At 53.1% G+C, this 17,631-nt stretch carries 17 protein-coding genes and 1 riboswitch; of the genes, 13 read left to right on the forward strand and 4 right to left on the reverse strand.

Translation table 11 applies throughout. The features are described 5' to 3' along the window. Positions 1-108: 108 nt before the first annotated feature. Positions 109-552: a hypothetical protein gene (locus DPO_RS24070; RefSeq protein ID WP_006965307.1), complete on the reverse strand. Its 444-nt coding sequence runs from the start codon at positions 550-552 to the stop codon at positions 109-111. Positions 553-1,186: 634 nt separating this feature from the next. Here DPO_RS24070 and DPO_RS16510 point away from each other — a divergent pair. Beyond that, positions 1,187-1,489: a chemotaxis protein CheB gene (locus DPO_RS16510; RefSeq protein ID WP_236609985.1), complete on the forward strand. Its 303-nt coding sequence runs from the start codon at positions 1,187-1,189 to the stop codon at positions 1,487-1,489. Positions 1,490-1,744: 255 nt separating this feature from the next. Here DPO_RS16510 and DPO_RS16515 read toward each other — a convergent pair whose 3' ends face one another. Further along, entirely contained in the window at positions 1,745-3,460 is a 1,716-nt protein-coding gene (locus tag DPO_RS16515; protein ID WP_006967317.1) for an IS1634 family transposase, read from the reverse strand. A gap of 307 nt (positions 3,461-3,767) precedes the next feature. Between DPO_RS16515 and DPO_RS16520 the strand changes: the two genes are divergently transcribed. After that, positions 3,768-4,175 carry a type II toxin-antitoxin system VapC family toxin gene (locus tag DPO_RS16520; protein WP_006967319.1) on the forward strand — a complete coding sequence of 136 codons (408 nt, stop codon included), beginning with the start codon at positions 3,768-3,770 and terminating at the stop codon, positions 4,173-4,175. A gap of 395 nt (positions 4,176-4,570) precedes the next feature. Here DPO_RS16520 and DPO_RS16525 read toward each other — a convergent pair whose 3' ends face one another. Continuing rightward, positions 4,571-6,067: a TonB-dependent receptor plug domain-containing protein gene (locus DPO_RS16525; protein ID WP_006967320.1), complete on the reverse strand. Its 1,497-nt coding sequence runs from the start codon at positions 6,065-6,067 to the stop codon at positions 4,571-4,573. 128 nt (positions 6,068-6,195) lie between these two features. Beyond that, a riboswitch (cobalamin riboswitch) is annotated at positions 6,196-6,381 on the reverse strand. Positions 6,382-6,534: 153 nt separating this feature from the next. Between DPO_RS16525 and DPO_RS16530 the strand changes: the two genes are divergently transcribed. From DPO_RS16530 to DPO_RS16540, 3 genes are all read left to right on the forward strand, one after another. Continuing rightward, positions 6,535-6,717, forward strand: a complete 183-nt coding sequence (locus tag DPO_RS16530; RefSeq protein ID WP_152427715.1) for a hypothetical protein — start codon at positions 6,535-6,537, stop codon at positions 6,715-6,717. Positions 6,718-6,844: 127 nt separating this feature from the next. Beyond that, on the forward strand, positions 6,845-7,696 hold the full coding sequence (locus DPO_RS16535; RefSeq protein ID WP_006967322.1) for a sirohydrochlorin cobaltochelatase: 852 nt from the start codon (positions 6,845-6,847) through the stop codon (positions 7,694-7,696). 51 nt (positions 7,697-7,747) lie between these two features. Next, complete coding sequence (locus DPO_RS16540; RefSeq protein WP_006967323.1) at positions 7,748-8,638, forward strand: sirohydrochlorin cobaltochelatase; 891 nt, start codon at positions 7,748-7,750, stop codon at positions 8,636-8,638. A gap of 40 nt (positions 8,639-8,678) precedes the next feature. Here the strand turns inward: DPO_RS16540 and DPO_RS16545 are convergent, their stop codons facing one another. Further along, complete coding sequence (locus tag DPO_RS16545) at positions 8,679-9,542, reverse strand: GNAT family N-acetyltransferase (RefSeq protein WP_006967324.1); 864 nt, start codon at positions 9,540-9,542, stop codon at positions 8,679-8,681. A 161-nt stretch (positions 9,543-9,703) separates the two neighbouring features. Between DPO_RS16545 and DPO_RS16550 the strand changes: the two genes are divergently transcribed. From DPO_RS16550 to DPO_RS16580, 8 genes are all read left to right on the forward strand, one after another. Next, positions 9,704-9,970, forward strand: a complete 267-nt coding sequence (locus DPO_RS16550) for an ArsR/SmtB family transcription factor (RefSeq protein ID WP_006967325.1) — start codon at positions 9,704-9,706, stop codon at positions 9,968-9,970. A gap of 17 nt (positions 9,971-9,987) precedes the next feature. Continuing rightward, complete coding sequence (gene hgcA / locus DPO_RS16555; protein ID WP_006967326.1) at positions 9,988-11,196, forward strand: mercury methylation corrinoid protein HgcA; 1,209 nt, start codon at positions 9,988-9,990, stop codon at positions 11,194-11,196. Between the two features lie 33 nt (positions 11,197-11,229). Then, positions 11,230-11,517, forward strand: coding sequence for a mercury methylation ferredoxin HgcB (gene hgcB, locus DPO_RS16560; RefSeq protein ID WP_268870645.1), 288 nt, complete (start codon positions 11,230-11,232; stop codon positions 11,515-11,517). Between the two features lie 102 nt (positions 11,518-11,619). Continuing rightward, on the forward strand, positions 11,620-11,796 hold the full coding sequence (locus DPO_RS24665; RefSeq protein WP_006967328.1) for a FeoB-associated Cys-rich membrane protein: 177 nt from the start codon (positions 11,620-11,622) through the stop codon (positions 11,794-11,796). Positions 11,797-11,919: 123 nt separating this feature from the next. Further along, complete coding sequence (locus DPO_RS16565; RefSeq protein ID WP_006967329.1) at positions 11,920-14,736, forward strand: tetratricopeptide repeat protein; 2,817 nt, start codon at positions 11,920-11,922, stop codon at positions 14,734-14,736. A gap of 22 nt (positions 14,737-14,758) precedes the next feature. After that, positions 14,759-15,052, forward strand: coding sequence for a J domain-containing protein (locus tag DPO_RS16570; RefSeq protein ID WP_006967330.1), 294 nt, complete (start codon positions 14,759-14,761; stop codon positions 15,050-15,052). Then, a complete protein-coding gene (locus DPO_RS24075; protein ID WP_006967331.1) occupies positions 15,049-15,870 on the forward strand; it encodes a nucleotide exchange factor GrpE in 822 nt (273 codons plus the stop codon). The genes DPO_RS16570 and DPO_RS24075 overlap by 4 nt, the downstream gene beginning before the upstream one ends. Continuing rightward, positions 15,871-17,631: an Hsp70 family protein gene (locus tag DPO_RS16580; protein ID WP_006967332.1), complete on the forward strand. Its 1,761-nt coding sequence runs from the start codon at positions 15,871-15,873 to the stop codon at positions 17,629-17,631. It abuts the gene before it with no gap.

Here is a 17,631-nt window from a genome sequence, read left to right on the forward strand (position 1 = left end):
GACCTGGAGACAATTTTTTTCCGTATCATGACACCCTCCTTCAAAAAAGGTTTTTGATCCGGGTGTAGCATAAAAAAATATCTCCTGTCCCCGAGTCCATCTTTGCAATTATCCGGGATCGCCCGGTATGGCTGCGATAAAAATTTTTACCGCGTCCATCTTTGCAATCATCGGAACCAGCCAGAACTCACCAGAAAGCCCGTTTATCAAGGATTTTCTCGCGTCCATCTTTGCAATACCGACATGACGCGACGTATCCAGACCCTTGTCAGTTCGAGCTTTTGCCCTGTTCCTGATTCGCTGGAAAATACGGTTTCTGGCAGCTTTTTCCGGATTTCGGGAACGATAGTCTTTCCAGTAATTCGGAGTGTTCGCCAGCCATTTATTGTTGGACAGTTTCTGGCTTTGTGCATATTCGGGGTCGGTTGCCAGTTTTTGCCTTTGCCATGATGCCTTTCTGGCACGCTGGCAGGCTGGTGTGGAGCAGTGGGTCTGAAGCTTGTTTCTCGGAATAAAAAAAGTACTGCACCCCAGGCAGGGGATAGGTTCCATGGTCCCTCCCAAAAACCGTTACAAGGCGAATTAAATGGAGGGAATTATATTTGATTATAAAATCAGTTAACGGAATTAAAAAATCAGTGGCTGGATCACAACCCTTGAAATTGGATGGGAAAAAATCCCTGAAAATGGCTGGGAATTAAATCGCTGGTCCCAGGCAGGCTCATTGGCAGATCCCGGCAGACAATTGCCAATTATATTGCAGACCTGAAAGCGGTCCGGCAAATTAAACTGGATCAGAAAATCTGGCGCATGAACCGGCTGGGAATCCTTCAGGAAAGAATAGCATTGCGCTTGGGAGAGACCAGGGATATTATCCGAAACCATTTGGGGAAAATGTCAATGTTAACAAAATCCCCAAATACGGATTTGTCCCAGGGATTAACCATTCCCCAGGTGGCTGCCAGGCATGGGTGGACAGAGCCCATGCTGTGGTCATTGGTTTTAGAGGGCAAATCCGATCAAAACAGATTCAAAGCCCTGGGATGGAGACCGTTCATGCCATCAGGCAAAATAAAGAGGAATGAGTTTTTATCCGTTTCCTTGACAGAAGGCAGTTGCCCGGCCTATAACCAGAACAGTTTACATCTTTCGTACATTCCAATTTCTCAGGACAGGGGACATGTCCATGACAAAAAAAGAGCTGATTCAGAAAAAAACACAGATGAAGGTCCATCAGATAACAGACGGGCTTACGATTCAGCCCAACAGGATCTATGTGATTCCGCCCAACAAGGATATGGCCATTTTAAACGGCACCCTCCAGCTCATGGACCTGCCCCAGCCCAGGGGATTTAACCTTCCCATTGACAGTTTTTTTAAATCCCTGGCCCAGGACCAGGGTGCTGATGCCATCGGCATTATCCTGTCGGGTGGAACGCGTTCTGCACGATTGGCCTGTTTTTATACCATTGACCGAATCAGAACTTAAAAGGCTGCTTACTGACTGCCCTTCAGGCTTTGATGAACGAACCGCTTTTCAAAAAAATCCTTTACAAACATCCGTGCTGACAGTATATATAATCATATTATATGATTTTAATATTTATGAGGAGCGAGTCATGGAGCGTATAAGTGTCACCCAGGCAGTAAGACAATTTTCTGATTTGCTTAATCGAATTTTTTATCAAGGTGTCAGTGTTGAGTTGGAACGTGGTAATAACCTGAAAATCGGCTAAAGCGTACACTATTCGGTATTCACTCCCAAGTACTTCAAGAACAGTCTGTCTCTGGCTACTGATTCGGTGGACCATCGATAGCTGCCCATGGCAGTCTGTACCTTTGTGGTTTCAATGCAATCGAACCAATCCAAGATCTGAGCGAGAGAGCGTTGCGCAAGCCAGTTTTCCAATTTTTTTTCGAGATTGAGAAGTGATTTGGTTTTTCCGGATTCATTTTTCCCGAGCTTGGACTGTACTTCCTTTATTTTTTTCATCAGGGAACAATGATAGCCCAGCGAGATAAATTGTGTGAATTGTCTTCCGCGCAGATTGTCCGGGTACCATGTGCGCGGTCGCGCACCGTCGAGTCTCCCTTTTTGCACGGCAAAGAGTTCTTCAATTTTTTCTCGCAACCGATAGTTTTCAAGTGCCGTAAATGTGTCCATAGTCTGATTGCTGACCAGAGCGAAATAGCCGAAGTACCTCTTTGCTTCGGTAATGGCTTTATCATTGAAGCCCACCTTAAGCTGCCCCCCACGCCCCTTTTTGGAACAGGTCAGGTACTTGTCTATTTTCTTTTGCGCAGATGGCGTGAACTCGGTATTTCCTCCTTGTATTTGCGCCTTCAGTTCAAGCAGATCCTTACGGAAGGCGAGTTCTTTCTTAGCTTCGTTGTCCGGGGAATAGTAAACATGCACATACAGGCGGCGCGAGAACGTTTCTTTCTCACCTGCAATTTTCCTGTTGCGTGATCGCTGGCGTGTCCGGCTGAACTGGTGCATTCTGTGCAAAGTTGCTCCGCAGATTGACGGGTCGAAAGGACAAGTGCTGGCCATACCCGCTATTGTTGCACGGAGCGCATCAATTGTCTCGCGGACCCATATAATATTTGGATCAACCAGCGTCAGAAACTTCACATTGCGCAAGGCGAATTCCATCATGTTTTTCTGGCTGTAGTAGCCGTTATCGGTGACGATCAGAGGCTTTTCCAGATTGAGACACTTGAGTTGTGTCAAAGTGTTTTCAATGGAGATGACATCCGGAATATTGCCGGGTTGCTTAGAGAAGGCTATCGGTTCGCCAGCCTTGACGGAATATAAGGTCAAAAGCTTGATGGTGTTGAGTCCGTCGCCATCCTTGTTGAATCCCTGTCGTGCCTCCGACTGATTTTCAGAATAGGTCGAAATAGTGGTAGAGTCAAACGCCAGCATAGGAGACTTCCCCAGGTGTGCCGCCCGAGCTGAAAAATAGCGCTGAACGCCTTCCTCATTGCGACCAACATCCTTAAACAGGCTACCATAGACGTCCTCAGTGATCGCTTCGCGATATGGAAGAGGGTGCATCACCTGCCAACTCTCAAGACGTGGCAGCGTGTTGCCACCGGAACCAATCCAGTAGCGTGCGATAGAAAGTATCTTTGCCGCATCACCCTCGCTGAATGAAGCACATACATCATTATCAATGCCGGAAACCTTGCCAACCCATTCCAATATGTCCGTGAGGCCGGTATGCCGACGTGTTGCATCGACAAGGCCTCCTTCGCCTTTATGTTTTTTCGGACGAGTCGGCAAAATTTTGTGAGTTCCCGACTTGATTTTTCCTTTGAGTTTCTGACTGACCGTATAGGTCTTTCTGGTCTTTTCGTCGTAGGCTGTAACCCGTTCATAGACGTAAATATCCCCATTCGGACGCTTTTCACGCCGTTCACCGACGTGAGTTTTTCCTGTTATTGGTTTAGCCATGCACAAACCTCCCTTAAAGTGTACGTATCAATATAATACAAACACGTTAAAAAAGCAAGAAAAAAGCATGACTTTTCAAACAATTAGAGCGTTTGGTGTTGTTTTTTTTATTTAAGATGTGCGCTTTATCCGATTTTCAGGGTAATAAGGTGATCGCTCGAATTTCTCCAGTTTCAATTGCGTCCTCTTTAAAAGTCAAAGACCTGAATAGAATGTTCGCAGAGCTGCCTTCGCTTGGAGATGATGCAGGTGTCTTTGCAAAAGATCTGGAGGATATTCGAAAACAAATACCCCTGGAGAAGACACAATGGGATTAATGCTGAACACAAATGTTTTTATTCATTCTGAGCGATCGAAATCTCAGATAGATTTTTCACCCTGGGAAGAATATGGCGATGTATATATCAGCGCAGTGACTGTTTCTGAATTATTGGTTGGTGTTCATTATGCTGATAATGAGTCAAGAAGGGCGCGTCGTTCCGCTTTTGTGGAATCCATATTGAGTAAAGTGCCTGTGTTGGATTTTAATACTGAAGTCGCCAGAGTGCATGCTGGTTTATTTGCATCACTTTCCAGGCAGGGTATGATGATAGGGGCACATGACCTGATTATTTCAGCAACCGCCTTAGTCCATAACTGTGCAGTATTGACAGAAAATAAAAACGAATTCGAAAGAGTTCCTGGACTTGAAACCATTTTATTCATTAAAACATAGAAGCCGTAGCCCACCAAAAGCACTCCCCAGTAGGCGCTCTTTGTTTAACGCCAGCTAAAGCCGATGATCATTGCCATCGTTGCTCCGATAATAAGCCCCCAAACGCCATACTTGATTTTTCCACCAGTTTCTTGTTTCATACGATAATGTCTCCTTGAATCAGGTTGTGATTTTTTGAACGGCCTTTTCAATCAGTGTTTTTAATTCCATGCAGCATTGGTCTACTTCATGATTTTCCAGTTCCTTGTTAATTGTACACATAAATTATTCAGCAAGCATTGTGCCGGGAGTGAAACCTTGGGATAATTTCTTTTAATATACTGATTTATTGATATAATAGCCTTATGGGCTTCGACGTCATAACGAGATAGAAAGGGTTTTATTTGAGCAGTAGGTCATATATGGCCCAAAGTCAGGTGATCATCCAGAAAACCCTGCTCCACCCCCAAATCCCAGCCTTGGCTTTTTTCCGGCGCAAGATCCGGGTTCCCATAGACGGAATAAAGTTCATACAGGGAGGGAGACCTGAAACCGGTGCCGAAGCTGGCTTTGAGACGGGTACCGGTGGACGGGATCTCATAGGCGGGTGCGATCCTGAACGTGGTCTTTCTACCAAAGGACTGATGATCATCCATGCGGGCCCCGGCAATCAAAACCAGGCTTTCGCCGACAAAGAGCGGGTCCTGGAGCCAGTAGCTCAAGGTGTGGGTATCGATGTCCGCCACTCCGCTGCTCAGGCTTTCCATGGCTTCGTTAAAATACCCGGTGCCAAAGGACAGCACATGGTTTTCAAAATCGATGTTGCCCTGCCAGGAAAATTCGTCGGAAGCGCCTTGATAGTCATACCAGGGCAGATTGTCGTTGTCATACGCCTGAAGATCACTTCTTGTGAATTTATAGGACAGAATGGATTCAACCCGGCCTTGGGCAAACCAGTTGTTGATTCCGACCTGTCCCATCAGACGTTCTGATTCAGATCGTTTGTATGTGGGACCGTCCGGGTTGGGCACCAGGGTGTTGACCCATGCACCGGAGACCGGATCCGGCACCCAGGTGGAAGTGATGTTGTCTCCGGTATACCCGCCTTCATAATCATCCAGATCCACCTGTGCATCCACATACCGCAGGGTGGATGAGACGGAAAAATTTTCATTGAATTCAAATCCTAAGTTGCCGGATAATGTGAGATTGTCATACCCGTCTTTTTCATCCGTGTTGCCATTCTGGGGGATGCGCGGGTTGTCCTTGTCTGCAATGGAAAACCCGTCCCGGGACAGATAAGAGCCGGACACGGCATATGTGAGCTTGTCCGTGGCACCCGAGGCATGGGCGCCGGTTTTCCAGGTGCCGTAGGAGCCGCCTTCCACGGAAGCGGTGGCTTCAGGGTCTCTGCTTCCTTTTTTGGTGATGATGTTGATCACGCCGGCTGTGGCATTGCTGCCGTACATCACACTCATGGCACCTCTGACCACTTCGATACGTTCCACCTGATCCAGGTTGATATCTGCGAGATCAGCGGACCGGTTGCGGTGGGAGGAGTCATTGAGAATAATACCGTCCAGCATTACCAGGGTGTTTTTCTCGTCCGCTCCCCGAATGAATACGGAGGAGCTGGTTCCCATGCCGCCGGTGGATGTCACAAATACACCGGGCACGGTTTTGAGAAGTTCCAGCACGGTATGGGGGTTTTTTTCTTCAATCTCTTTGGCCGTGATCACGGTGACGCTGTTGCCGCCGATTTTTGCTGAAGTGGTTTCGGTCTGGGTGACTGACACCACGACCTGATCCATGGTGGTGACTGCTTGATCTTCTGCCCGGCCGGCGGAAATGCCGGTGATTGCCGTCATCCAGAAAACAGCGATGATCCCTAAATATATCCCTTTGTTTTTCATTTGATTCTCCTGTGCGCATTAACCAATTGCCGGTCCGGAGAAACCAAAAACCCCGGACCGAGTAAATCGATCCAGGGTTTCCCTTTTTAACACAAGATCTTGATCTGATTTTTTCTTGTCCGCGGAAAAAATCTTTAATCGCTTAGGCAGGTCTTCTGACTCACGGATCATCCTACTGGCCGCGCCTTCCCATACCATTTCGGCACAGTGACATGGTTGCGGCGGTGGTCCCCGTTTACAGCGGTGGGCCCGTCCCTGACTTTCACAGGGTTCCCTTTCAAGCTCAAATGAGCACCTTGATGCTGGGGGATTATCTATTGTGTCATGTTTTTTTGTCAAGAAGAATTTTTGGAGTCTTAGCGCACAAAAACGTTTCCGGACCATGACATCTTCTGGAACCCTGTCAGGGTTCCCGGCCGGCGCTGGATCAAGATTTTTTTGGTTTTTCCGGTCTTGCGGCAGTGCTGATGTGTCTTGCGGCTGTGCTGGCGGGTGCCGTGCCGGTGACGGCCCAGGACTGGCAGTCCGGCATTAATCCGGCGCCTGTGGTGAAAAAAGAGTCGTTCTGGGTGGCCAGCCTGACCGGACTGGTGGTGGTCATGATCGTCCTGGCCGTCTGGGGGATGAGACGTACTGTCAAAGATGCGTGAACCAACACGAAAAAACCCGCAACCCAGGTGATCTGGCTCGTTTTCTTGTTGTATTGGCAGAAACTGAGACTTATGGTAAGAAATGCCGCAATGGAACGTTAAACCCGGAGATAAGGAAAGACAACCTATGCACCCCAATGGATATATCGGCCGCAAGATGCACCTGCCGCCACTCAAGGAAAAACCCGCCGTCATCATTGCCGCTTTCGGTTCCACCACCCGGGCCGGGGATGTCCTGAAAAATTTTCAGGCACACCTGGAACGGCATTTTTCAGCATATGAGATCTTTTGGGCCTATACCTCGGAAATCATCCGCCGGAAAACCGGCCTGCCCAGCCTGCACCAGACCCTGGCCCAAGTGGAAGCAGCCGGGTTCAGAAAGGCGGTGGTGCAGCCTCTGCACGTTTTTCCGGGCACCGAGTACGGGCAGATCCAGGAGACCTGTGCCTATTTTCCCGGCCTGCGGGTGTTCATGGGAGAGACGCTGTGCCATCGGTGGGATTTTATCCGGCAGACCCTGGCGGTGATGGAACAGGATTTTCTGCCGCCGGACCAGGGTGTAAACCTGCTGGCCCTGCACGGCACACCCCTGGCGGCCGACCCTGTGAATATCGTGTACCTGGGCGTGGAAAAGCTGGTGGCGGACCGGTATCCCCATGTGAGGGCTGCAGCCATTGAAGGCATCCCGGATCCGGATGCCCTGTTTACGCGGATGAAAAAGAAGCGGACCATCGACCGGGTCAAACAGGCCCGGATCATCCCCATGATGTATTTTGCGGGCATGCATGCCAGGGATGATCTGATGGGCGAAGAGGACAGCTGGCGTGCCTGCCTGGAAAAGATGGGCTTCACCGTGGACTGTCCCATGGTGGAAGTAAAGGAAAAGCCCTTGTTCAAAGGCCTGACCCATTATCCGGAAGTCACGGGTTTTCTGGCAGAACGCCTGGAGCGGGCCCTGGGACTGGCCGGTTATTTCTGAATGACGACTCTCAATTCAATTTTTATCAATGTTTATTCGAGGAGTAAAAAAATGAAACATGTATGGCATCCATTGATTGTGGGCATTCTTGCCCTGGGTTTGTTACTGACTACTGGCAGCACCATTTTTGCCCACCAACATGACATCCACAAGGAAAAAAAAGTCGGCATTCTGCTGGTGGCGTTTGGTTCCAGTGAAGCCAGCGCCCAGGTGTCGTTTGAGAATATCGACCGCAAAGTCAAGGCCGCCTGGCCGGACACCCCGGTATACTGGGCATACACCTCCCGGATCATCCGGCACAAACTGGCGAAACAGGGAAAACATCTGGATTCTCCGGCCATGGCCCTGGCCCGGATGGCGGATGACCAGTTCACCCACGTGGCCGTGCAGAGCCTGCACACCATTGCCGGATCGGAGTACCATGATCTGGGCCGCGTAGTGGGGGCGTTCAGGTCCATGGGAGTATTTGACCAGGTGATCCAGGGGTATCCGCTTCTGGCTACCCAGGCGGATATGGAAAAAGCCGTGGAGGCCCTGTTTGACATCATCCCTGCCGAAAGAAAACAACAGGATGCCGTGGTGTTTATGGGACACGGGACCCATCATCCCGGCAACGCGTTTTATCCGGCCCTGATGTTCCAGGCCCAGCAGCGGGATCCGCTGGTGTTCATCGGCGGAGTGGAAGGGTATCCGGAAATCGATGAGATCCAGTCCTGGCTGGCAGAAAAGAAAATCAAGACGGCCTGGCTGCTGCCGTTCATGTCCGTGGCCGGAGATCATGCCAAAAATGACATGGCCGGCGATGAAGCGGATTCCTGGAAATCCATTCTTTCAGAAGCCGGGATCGACTGCCACACCATTATGAAAGGCACGGCAGAATATGATTCCTTTGTGGACATCTGGGTGTCCCACCTGGAAGAGGTGTTACACCATTTTGAGTGAAACAGCCTGTTCCCCTTGAAATAGGGTTTGCCCGGCGGCATCACCCAAGCTCAAACGTGGTGATGCCATAAATTTTATCCATGGGCAAGGCCGGGGGTGTGCCGTGATACATTCTGGCGCATTCAAACACATAGGTCATCTTGTGGCGGTCCACCAGGGCCTGGGCCGCCGTGTTGACAATGGGAATGTCCAGGTAGAACGGCGCGTTTCCGGTTGCCGCCGAACAGGCACAAAACAATGCATCCGCGATGTCCGGGGTGTCAGCAAACAGCGGGCCGATCTTGTATCCCTGCCGGACCTTCCGCAGCACGGCAAACCCTTTTAACCGGCTGCCTTCCGTGTATTTGAAGGGATAGGCCTCCGGCATTTTCAGCCACCGGGTCATGAACCGCCGTCGGTCACATCCAAAGCATTCCCGGTCGTATGCCAGCACCTTTTCCAGATCAGGTTCCCTGATGGCGGACACGGCATCCTCCTGGGGCCGGGGGGTTCCCGTGCCTTCATACCGCAGATCCCGGAACGAAAGTGCAAACCCGCCCCGGTTGTAGAACGGCTGCATGGCCACCACCCCGTCCATGCCGATGGCGGCCCCGGGGTCCAGCCGTTTCAGCAAAGTATCCCGCCTCAGGTACCACAGTTTTCTGCCGATGCCCCGGCCCCGGTAGGCGGGCTTGACAATGAAAAAGCCCATGAAACCGAATGCGCCGTCATAGGAGATGATGGCGCCGCCGGCCACCAGTTCTCCCTGATCGAAAAATCCGTAAAATCCGTCTGGATCCGTGTGCCAGAAAACGTCCGCGTCATGGGGGCCGGGATTCCACCCTTCCTGGTCTGCCCAGGACACCAGAATATCCAGATGTTCCCGGTTGAGTTTGACAAAATCATAATCATCGGGCTGTTTCATTTTTCACCTCGAGTCAGATTGGATTTGAAGGAAATTTTTCTTGTTTGATACATAGGGCATAAAACAGGGTATTGTCAAGAAAAGACAATGTTCGGGGGTTGACACCGGCAGACAGACATGTCATCGTTAAATGTCGATTAACGATTAAAAGGTTTTTGCCAATGGAATCAGCACAGCTTGCCAAGGTTTTCAAAGCCCTGGGCCATCCTACCCGGATCAGAATCGTCCAGCATCTGATTGAGATTGACACCTGCATCTGCGGAGAGATCGTAGGCATTTTTCCCTATTCCCAGTCCACCATCAGCCAGCATTTGAAGATACTCAAGGAATCGGGCATTGTCTGCGGGGAGGTGGAAGGGCCCAAAACCTATTTTTGTGTGGATAAGGCTGTGTTGAACCAGCTCAAACAATTTGTAAACGCGTTATAAACAATCCGGGAACCGTTATGAAAATACTCCCCATGGCCATCAGATCAGACAATTCAACCCAAAATCCGTTTCAAAAAAAAGGCCCTGGCCTGTCAACGAACAATGTGCAGCTCATGCCGTCAATGAATATGCCGGGTCTGACGTGTGCAACCGAAGAAACCCGCCCGATGGCGGCATACGACAGACCCGGATATGAGTTGTGCCGTTATGTGGATCATTTTATGGAAACCGATGCCGGCCCGGTGCCGGTGATCCGGCCGGATCTGGATAAAAAAGACCGGCTGTCCACCATCGCCGTCCGATGCGGCATCCGGCGGGACAAGTATCTGGTGAGTCCCGGTCTTTACGGCATCGGGTCACCGGATCCGGATTCAGACGTGCTGGTGACCGCCAATTACAAGCTGACCTTTGATCATCTGCGATCTGCGCTGGAAGGCATCAGCGCCTGGATTCTGGTGCTGGATACCCGCGGGGTGAATGTCTGGTGCGCAGCAGGCAAAAAAAATTTTTCCACCCAAGAGCTGGTCAACAGAATCCAGGCGGTGTCTCTTGAAAAAGTGGTGGCCCATAAACGGGTGATCGTGCCCCAGCTGGGTGCCACCGGGGTATCTGCCAGACAGGTGAAGGCCCGGTCCGGTTTCCGGGTGGTGTATGGGCCGGTGCGGGCCTGTGATATTCCTGAGTTTCTGGACAAGGGAAAAAAAGCGGACAAATCCATGCGCCAGGTTACGTTTACCTTGTTTGAACGGTTTGTGCTGACCCCGGTGGAACTGCATGGGGCGTTGAAAATATCGGGTATCTCGGCCCTGGTGCTGTTTGTGCTTTCAGGTATCGGTCCGGGGATATTTTCGTTTCACGGGGCCTGGGAAAGGGGATTGGTGTCCCTGTCCGCCCTGGTCATCGGATTGATTTCCGGTGCCGTGTTAACCCCGGTGCTGCTGCCGTTTATCCCGTCAAAAAAATTTGCTTTTAAAGGTATTCTCATGGGCGGTGTGTGCAGCCTGTTGCTGCTGCCTGTTATTTGGGATCATATCGGCAGCATGGCCGGTGCCGCAGCTCTGGTTATCTTCAGTGTGATGGTCAGTTCCCATCTGGCCATGAATTTTACCGGTGCCACCCCGTTCACCTCCCCGTCCGGGGTGGAAAAAGAGATGAAACAATACATTCCCGTGCAGGTGACCGGACTGATGGTGTCTGCCGGGCTTTGGATTTACAGCGCATTCTGATGATTCGGAATGAAGCGGAGACAGGAGAAAAGGATGCAGGATTTCAGATATCTGGAAGATGTGGCCACCCTGGTGCTGGATGACCAAAAATGTATCGGCTGCGGGTTGTGCACCGAAGTCTGCCCCCATGCCGTGTTTGAGATACAAAGAAAAAAAGCCCGGATTGTTGACTTCAATGCCTGTATGGAATGCGGGGCCTGTGTCAGCAACTGCCCGGCAGATGCCATATCCGTCAGTCCCGGAGTCGGGTGAGCCACGTATATTATCCAGGTCTGGATAAAAGGTAAGGAAAACGCCTCCTGCGGGGATGGCTGTTGCTGATCCTAAAAAAACTTGACAGGGCGGAAGATTTGTGGGCAAAATTAGTTTGTTAAGGCTAACAAACTAAGAAATGAAAATCTTTCAGCCAAAGGAATCCCAACCATGTTTGAAAAAATCTTTATCAGCCTGATCGTTGCCGGTGCCGTGTATTATCTTTACCGCCGGCTCCGGGCCACAGCTTCCGCTGACAGCACATCCTGCGGCTGCGGGTGTGACAGCTGCGGTACCAGCCAGATCCACTGCGGATCCAGTGGACCAGAACAGAAAAAGAAATCATGAAGTCGGGAAAAAGGCCCACATCCGGAGCATCTTTTTAAAGTCAAAATGGATTTGATTTTACCTGCCGTCCCAGGTATGATGTCGCCCTGAACGACAAGCTGGAAGAGGGATGATATTCGCGGTATGGCCAAAGTCAGAAAGAAAAAAAGCAAACAGAAACAGCGCCTTAGAAATGAAACACAAAAAAGGTTGCAGTCCCTGACCCCAGATGCGATCCGTGATCAGGCCACAGCTTTTCTGGCGGCATCCCGATACCGGGACGCCATACTGGCCTTTCGCGAGGTGCTGAAAAAAGGGGGTGACAAGGATCTTGTCCTGCCGGACCTTTTCCGGGCCTACCGGCTCAGACACGGCCAGCTTCTTGTCAAAAAAATGTCCAGGGAAGCTGAGACCGTGACAAATCTGGGCGGGCAGGTGTTTGAAGCCCTGCCCCGGATCACGCCGGAACAGCTGGAACAGGCCCTGGATTTTTTGCCGGTCCGCACCGTCATGGCCGCATTGAAGGAAAAGTCGGCATTTGCGGTGTTGACCCCGGAGACGGAAAAACGCCTCGGCATATTGCTGGTGACCGAACATGCCCTGGATCTGGCCGAGGACCTGCCCGAAGACGCCCGGCTCAGGACGGACCGGCCGGTGATGGCTGCGGCAGCCGCCAACATGGCGGACGGTGACTGGCAGGCCGCGCTTCACGCCATGCGGCCCATCGGCCGCACCTCCCCCTTTGCGGATCTCAAGACGTTTGCCCGGGTCATGGCAGCCTGGGAACGGCAGGATCGGTCCACCCTGAAAAAAGCACTGCCCCGCCTGGGGGCAAACTTCCCGTTCAAGGGACTTCGGACCCTCCTGGCCGAATATGCCGAATACGGCAGTTTCAAGTCCGTTGATAGTTACCCTGACACCGCCACCCTCCTGATGGGGCCGGGGATACACAAGATATCCTGCCGGGACAGGATTCAGCAGCACATGGCACCCCTGAACCTGAACGGGATGGCAGCGGCCTGCCGTGACTTTGCCCGGTTGCTGAAGCCTGAATCACCGGATGACGTCCTTGAAACCCTTGCGGAAATCATCGGTAAAGGCATCAACAAATCATATGAAGATGATCCGGATCTTTTGCCCGGGTTTCTTGAACGGCTCATCCATTCCCACGCAGAGCGAAAGCGTCTTTTCCTGAAAATCGAATCGGTCTGTACTGATTTTTTGTCCCATGCCACCCCGGATTACCTGAAAACGCTGAAAACCGAATTTCCGGATGCAAAAGAGCGGGGCACGGCATACGCCCTGATTCTTCTGAAAATTGCCGGCATCATCAAGCATCAGCCCGATGTCCTTTACGATTATGAGGAAGAACTCTTTCACATCCTCGCCGCGTGTTCCATTCCGGGCAGCATACTGGACTCCGACTTAAACCTGCTCCTGCTGACCCTGGTCCGGCATGCCGTAAGACATGACCCGGGAAACAGGCTGGCCTATGACATGCTGCAGGGTATTCCCGCCCCCCTGGCCGAGCACCGCAAAGTCCTGACAACCCTGTATGAAACCATGGCCGCCCAGTTTGATGACGACCCTGCCCCCTGCCTGGAACTGGCCCGGCTGTATTCCCTGAAAAATGCCTTCAGAAAAGCACAGGCCATTCTCCAGACCGCCTATGACAGGGCACCCCATGATGTCCGGGTAAAAGAAGCCCGGGCTCTGGCTTTTGTGATCTCTGCCCAGAAAAACCTGCCAAAGGAGAAATGGCACCTGGTGGACCGGGATCTGGACCGGGCTGTTGAATTCGGCCTTCCCATCCTTTCCCCGGTGATTACCGGAAAACGCCTTTTGGCGGAATTTTTAAAAGCGCAGAAGTTTTCAGCCAAAACCTTTCACGAACTGACCAAACCGTTTATACCGGTCCAGCAAATGCAGTGTTTTCTGCTGCTGCAAACCGATGTGGACAGCGGTGATTACGGGATCGATACCCGGGGCATGGCCAGCTGCTTCAAGGGATTGCAACAACAGATCACAGGGCTTTCCCCCCGGGAACTGATGGCATTGCTCCCCCCCCTGGACGACCGATTCACCCCCTTATACCCCACCTTGTTCTATGCCCGGCCCCTGCTGGGCACCACCGGCAAAATTCTTTCCACCCTGCCCCCGGAGGATCTGATGTCCCTGGTCATCCCCATGGCACAGAACCAATGCACCGACGTGGCCATCCGGGCGCTGAAAAGAAAGACGAAAACCGCCGGATCGGACCACAGGATCCTGCTTGGTTTTTACCACACCGCCCTTGAAGCCATATCCGCCAACACATTTCCCTGCCCCAAACTGGCTGCGTTGGTGGACAAAGCCGGACCGGACCTCAGGGAACGCCTCCGGCAGATATCCAGGTCCCTTTCGGAAGTGGCGTGCTATCCGCTCAAGGATGCCTTTGAACGGTTTGAGTTTGATCGGCCCGCCCCTCCTGGAGTCGGTCCTGGCCCTGCTTTTCCCTCAGATCTTCCCTTGAATGAGATGTTTTCAGATCTGTATGATATCATGATGAATGCCATGAATGAGGATTCCGGGACAGACCTGGAAGAAGATCGGGGAGAGCCGCTCTTCCCCTGGGACCTGGATGTGGCATCCATATTCGGAAACACCTGTGATCCCGAAGAGGCCAAAGAGATCATTTTCGACCTGACCGTGGCCGCGGACGGCATTGTCAACGGGCCGGCCCGCGCCTGGAAACGTCCGGAAGAAAATTTTATTGCCGCCCTTCACGTCCTGCTGGACCTGATGCACCAAAGCGGGATCCGGACCACGGCCCAATACCGGGAAGCCGGTCGTAAACTGGCGGAGGCCCTGGCATACAGCCGGCTTATCCTGGAGGCCCTGGGGCGTATTAAATCCAAGGCCGCCGTCATAACTATCCCGGAGCACCAGCACTTTATGCTGGGGTTCAGATCCGGGGCATGACCCACACCAAAAGGAGACCATTGTGATTTATCACCATATACTCGGCGTGGAAAAGACTGCCGGGGACCGGGAGGTCCGGGAACGATACCTGGCACTGGTCAGGGAATTTCCGCCGGACCGTCACCCGGAGGCATTTCAGCGGATCACCCGGGCCTACGAGGCCCTGAAAGACCGCCGCAGCCGGGTCAAGGCCAGGCTGACGGGCGTCAACGACTTCACCTTCTGGATCGATGCCCTGGATGCCCTTGTGGACAGTATTCCCACAGCACCCCAGGCCCCCGGACTGGACCGGATCATCGAGGCGGACAATAAATGAGTCCCGGTAACATTGCTGCAAAGACCGGGGCCTGGTTCCACAGGGCCGTTATCCTGAGGATGCTCACCCTGATTCACAGCGCATCGGGGCGGGCCCTTCGCAACCGGCTGGACATGGAATGGAAGACCAGGGCTTTGGCGGATTTTTCAGACTGGCTGGAAGGCCTGGATCAGGTCCCGCCGGAATTTCTGCCCCAAGACCCGGCGGATCAGTCGGAAACAGACAACCGGTCCGTCCCAAAGGATACCGGCAGTCTGGACGGCCCGGATCTTTACACCCTGCTTACGGAATTCATCAGCCTGAAAAAGCAGGTTCAGATCCAGACCCGGGAGCAGTCCCGGAACCTTCAGGGGCTCAAGGATTTCAACACCTTTGCCGGGGAGGGCAGGCAGATTCTGGAGGACCTGGCCCGCCAGGTCAGCCGCATGGGGGCCATGAAAGACAAACTCAGGGAAGAGACAACCGCTGATATTCTCCAGGCTTTTCTGGATATCCGCGATTCCCTGGCCCGGGGAACGGCTACTCGGACCCGTGTGACCGCCCCGTTTGTCAGGCAAAAAAAAATGCATGCCCTCCTTGACGGCTACCAGATTGCTTTGAATAAATTCGACCAGGCCCTCCTTCGCCTGGAAACCACCCCCATCCCGGCCACGGGCCAGCCCTTTGACCCGGACACCATGACTGCGGTGGACACCTGCCATGTCCCGGACATGCCGCAGGGCGTTGTCACCCAGGAAATCAGCGGCGGCTTTATGCGGCGGGGCAAAGTCCTCCGCCATGCACGCGTCGTCGTGAACACACCAGGAAAGGAAAAGTAAATGGCACAGGAACCGGTTATCGGCATTGATCTGGGCACCACCAACTCTGAAGTCGCCTTTGTGTTTAACGATACCCCCGTCGTCATTGAGGACGGTGACCGGGGGATCATGCCCTCCTGTGTGGGCATCGACCGGAACGGCCGCCTCATCGTGGGTCGTACCGCCCGGAACCAGGCTGCGGCATTCCCCGGGGATACGGTGTTGGCGGTGAAACGCCAGATGGGCACGGACACCCGCTACACCCTGGGAGACCAGGAATACTCCCCCCAGGAGATCTCCGCCATGATCCTCAAGACCCTGAAAGCCCGGGCGGAAGACGCCATCGGCGGTCCCGTGCAAAAAGCGGTGATAACGGTGCCGGCCTATTTTACGGATGTCCAGCGCCAGGCCACCCGGGATGCCGGCCGGATCGCCGGGCTGGAAGTTCTCAGGATTATCAACGAGCCCACGGCCGCGGCCCTGGCATACGGTGAAGCCGGCCGGGACGAAGACAGGCACATCCTGATCTATGACTTAGGGGGCGGCACCTTTGATGTCTCCATCGTAAAAATCGAAGCCGGTGTGGTGGAAGTACTTGCCAGTACCGGGGACAACCGCCTGGGGGGCGAAGACTTTGACGAAGCCCTGGTGGCGTATCTGCTGGACCATATCAGGGAACACCACGGCCGGGATCTTGCGGATGATCCGGTGGCTGCGGCCCGCCTCAAATCCGCGGCCGAAGTCGCCAAAATGCAGTTGTCCGACGAGTTTTTCGTCCATATCGAAGAAGACCACCTGGCGCCGGACCTCCACCTCTCCTGTGAAGTGTCCAGGGATCTCTTTGAAGAGATGATCCAGCCCCTTATTGAAAAAACCATGACATCCGTGGCCAAGGCCCTGCGGGATGCGGCCCTTTCTCCGGGCCGGCTGGACAAGGTCATTCTGGTGGGAGGCTCCACCCGCATCCCCATGGTATCCCGGCTGTTGTCCGGCGAACTGAATATCGAACCGGACATCGGCATCGATCCGGATCTCTGCGTGGCATTGGGGGCCGGTATCCAGGCCGGCCGGGAAATGGGGAAGTCCATCCAAAGCATGCTCATCGACATCACCCCCTACACCTTCGGCACCTCCGCCTTCGGCATGCTGGACGGCAGGCATTACCCGCATTGCTTTGTTCCCCTGATCCGGCGGAACACCAAGCTGCCGGCCACCCGGACCGAAGCCTTTCAGACCCTGGTAGACAACCAGGCCGCCGCCGATATCAATGTCTACCAGGGGGACCACCCGGATGCCCTGGATAACATCCGCATCGGCACCTATACCTTTGACCTGTCCAAAGCCCCGGCCGGCAGCGTCATCACCCTGCGGTACGATCTGGACCTCAACGGCATACTCACGCTTGAGGCCAGGGAAAAGGATACAGGCAAAACCATTAATGCCGTGCTTGAAAATGTCTTCAGCCAGAGTGGCACCGGCATTTCCGAATCCAGGGACAAAGTCGGTGCCCTGTTCCCCGGGGACAACGCCCCTTCAAAAGAGCTCCCTTCAACCGGAGAACCGCCCCGGCCGGAACCCGGCCCGGATGCGGTCCTGCCCCCGGCCATCGCCGGCATCCTGGACCAGGCCCGGGAAAAACTGCCCCTGGCCCCGGATGAGGACAAGGATGACATCATCAATCTCATGGAAGATATCACCGAGGCCTGTGCCCGGAATGATCCGGACCGGGCTGGGAAACTGGCCGAAGACCTGGAAGATATTCTTTTTTATATAGGCGAGTAA

Origin of the sequence: Desulfotignum phosphitoxidans DSM 13687, from assembly GCF_000350545.1 — a bacterium.
Taxonomy (GTDB): Bacteria; Desulfobacterota; Desulfobacteria; order Desulfobacterales; family Desulfobacteraceae; genus Desulfotignum; species Desulfotignum phosphitoxidans.

Coding starts and splice junctions, on each gene's coding strand:
- DPO_RS16520 (WP_006967319.1), top strand. CDS start 3,768: ATGGGATTAATGCTGAACACAAATGTTTTTATTCATTCTGAGCGATCG.
- DPO_RS16535 (WP_006967322.1), top strand. CDS start 6,845: ATGCACCCCAATGGATATATCGGCCGCAAGATGCACCTGCCGCCACTC.
- DPO_RS24075 (WP_006967331.1), top strand. CDS start 15,049: ATGAGTCCCGGTAACATTGCTGCAAAGACCGGGGCCTGGTTCCACAGG.
- DPO_RS16545 (WP_006967324.1), bottom strand. CDS start 9,542: ATGAAACAGCCCGATGATTATGATTTTGTCAAACTCAACCGGGAACAT.
- DPO_RS16550 (WP_006967325.1), top strand. CDS start 9,704: ATGGAATCAGCACAGCTTGCCAAGGTTTTCAAAGCCCTGGGCCATCCT.
- DPO_RS16525 (WP_006967320.1), bottom strand. CDS start 6,067: ATGAAAAACAAAGGGATATATTTAGGGATCATCGCTGTTTTCTGGATG.
- DPO_RS24665 (WP_006967328.1), top strand. CDS start 11,620: ATGTTTGAAAAAATCTTTATCAGCCTGATCGTTGCCGGTGCCGTGTAT.
- DPO_RS24070 (WP_006965307.1), bottom strand. CDS start 552: ATGGAACCTATCCCCTGCCTGGGGTGCAGTACTTTTTTTATTCCGAGA.
- DPO_RS16515 (WP_006967317.1), bottom strand. CDS start 3,460: ATGGCTAAACCAATAACAGGAAAAACTCACGTCGGTGAACGGCGTGAA.
- hgcA (WP_006967326.1), top strand. CDS start 9,988: ATGAAAATACTCCCCATGGCCATCAGATCAGACAATTCAACCCAAAAT.
- DPO_RS16580 (WP_006967332.1), top strand. CDS start 15,871: ATGGCACAGGAACCGGTTATCGGCATTGATCTGGGCACCACCAACTCT.
- DPO_RS16510 (WP_236609985.1), top strand. CDS start 1,187: ATGACAAAAAAAGAGCTGATTCAGAAAAAAACACAGATGAAGGTCCAT.
- DPO_RS16565 (WP_006967329.1), top strand. CDS start 11,920: ATGGCCAAAGTCAGAAAGAAAAAAAGCAAACAGAAACAGCGCCTTAGA.
- DPO_RS16540 (WP_006967323.1), top strand. CDS start 7,748: ATGAAACATGTATGGCATCCATTGATTGTGGGCATTCTTGCCCTGGGT.
- DPO_RS16530 (WP_152427715.1), top strand. CDS start 6,535: ATGTGTCTTGCGGCTGTGCTGGCGGGTGCCGTGCCGGTGACGGCCCAG.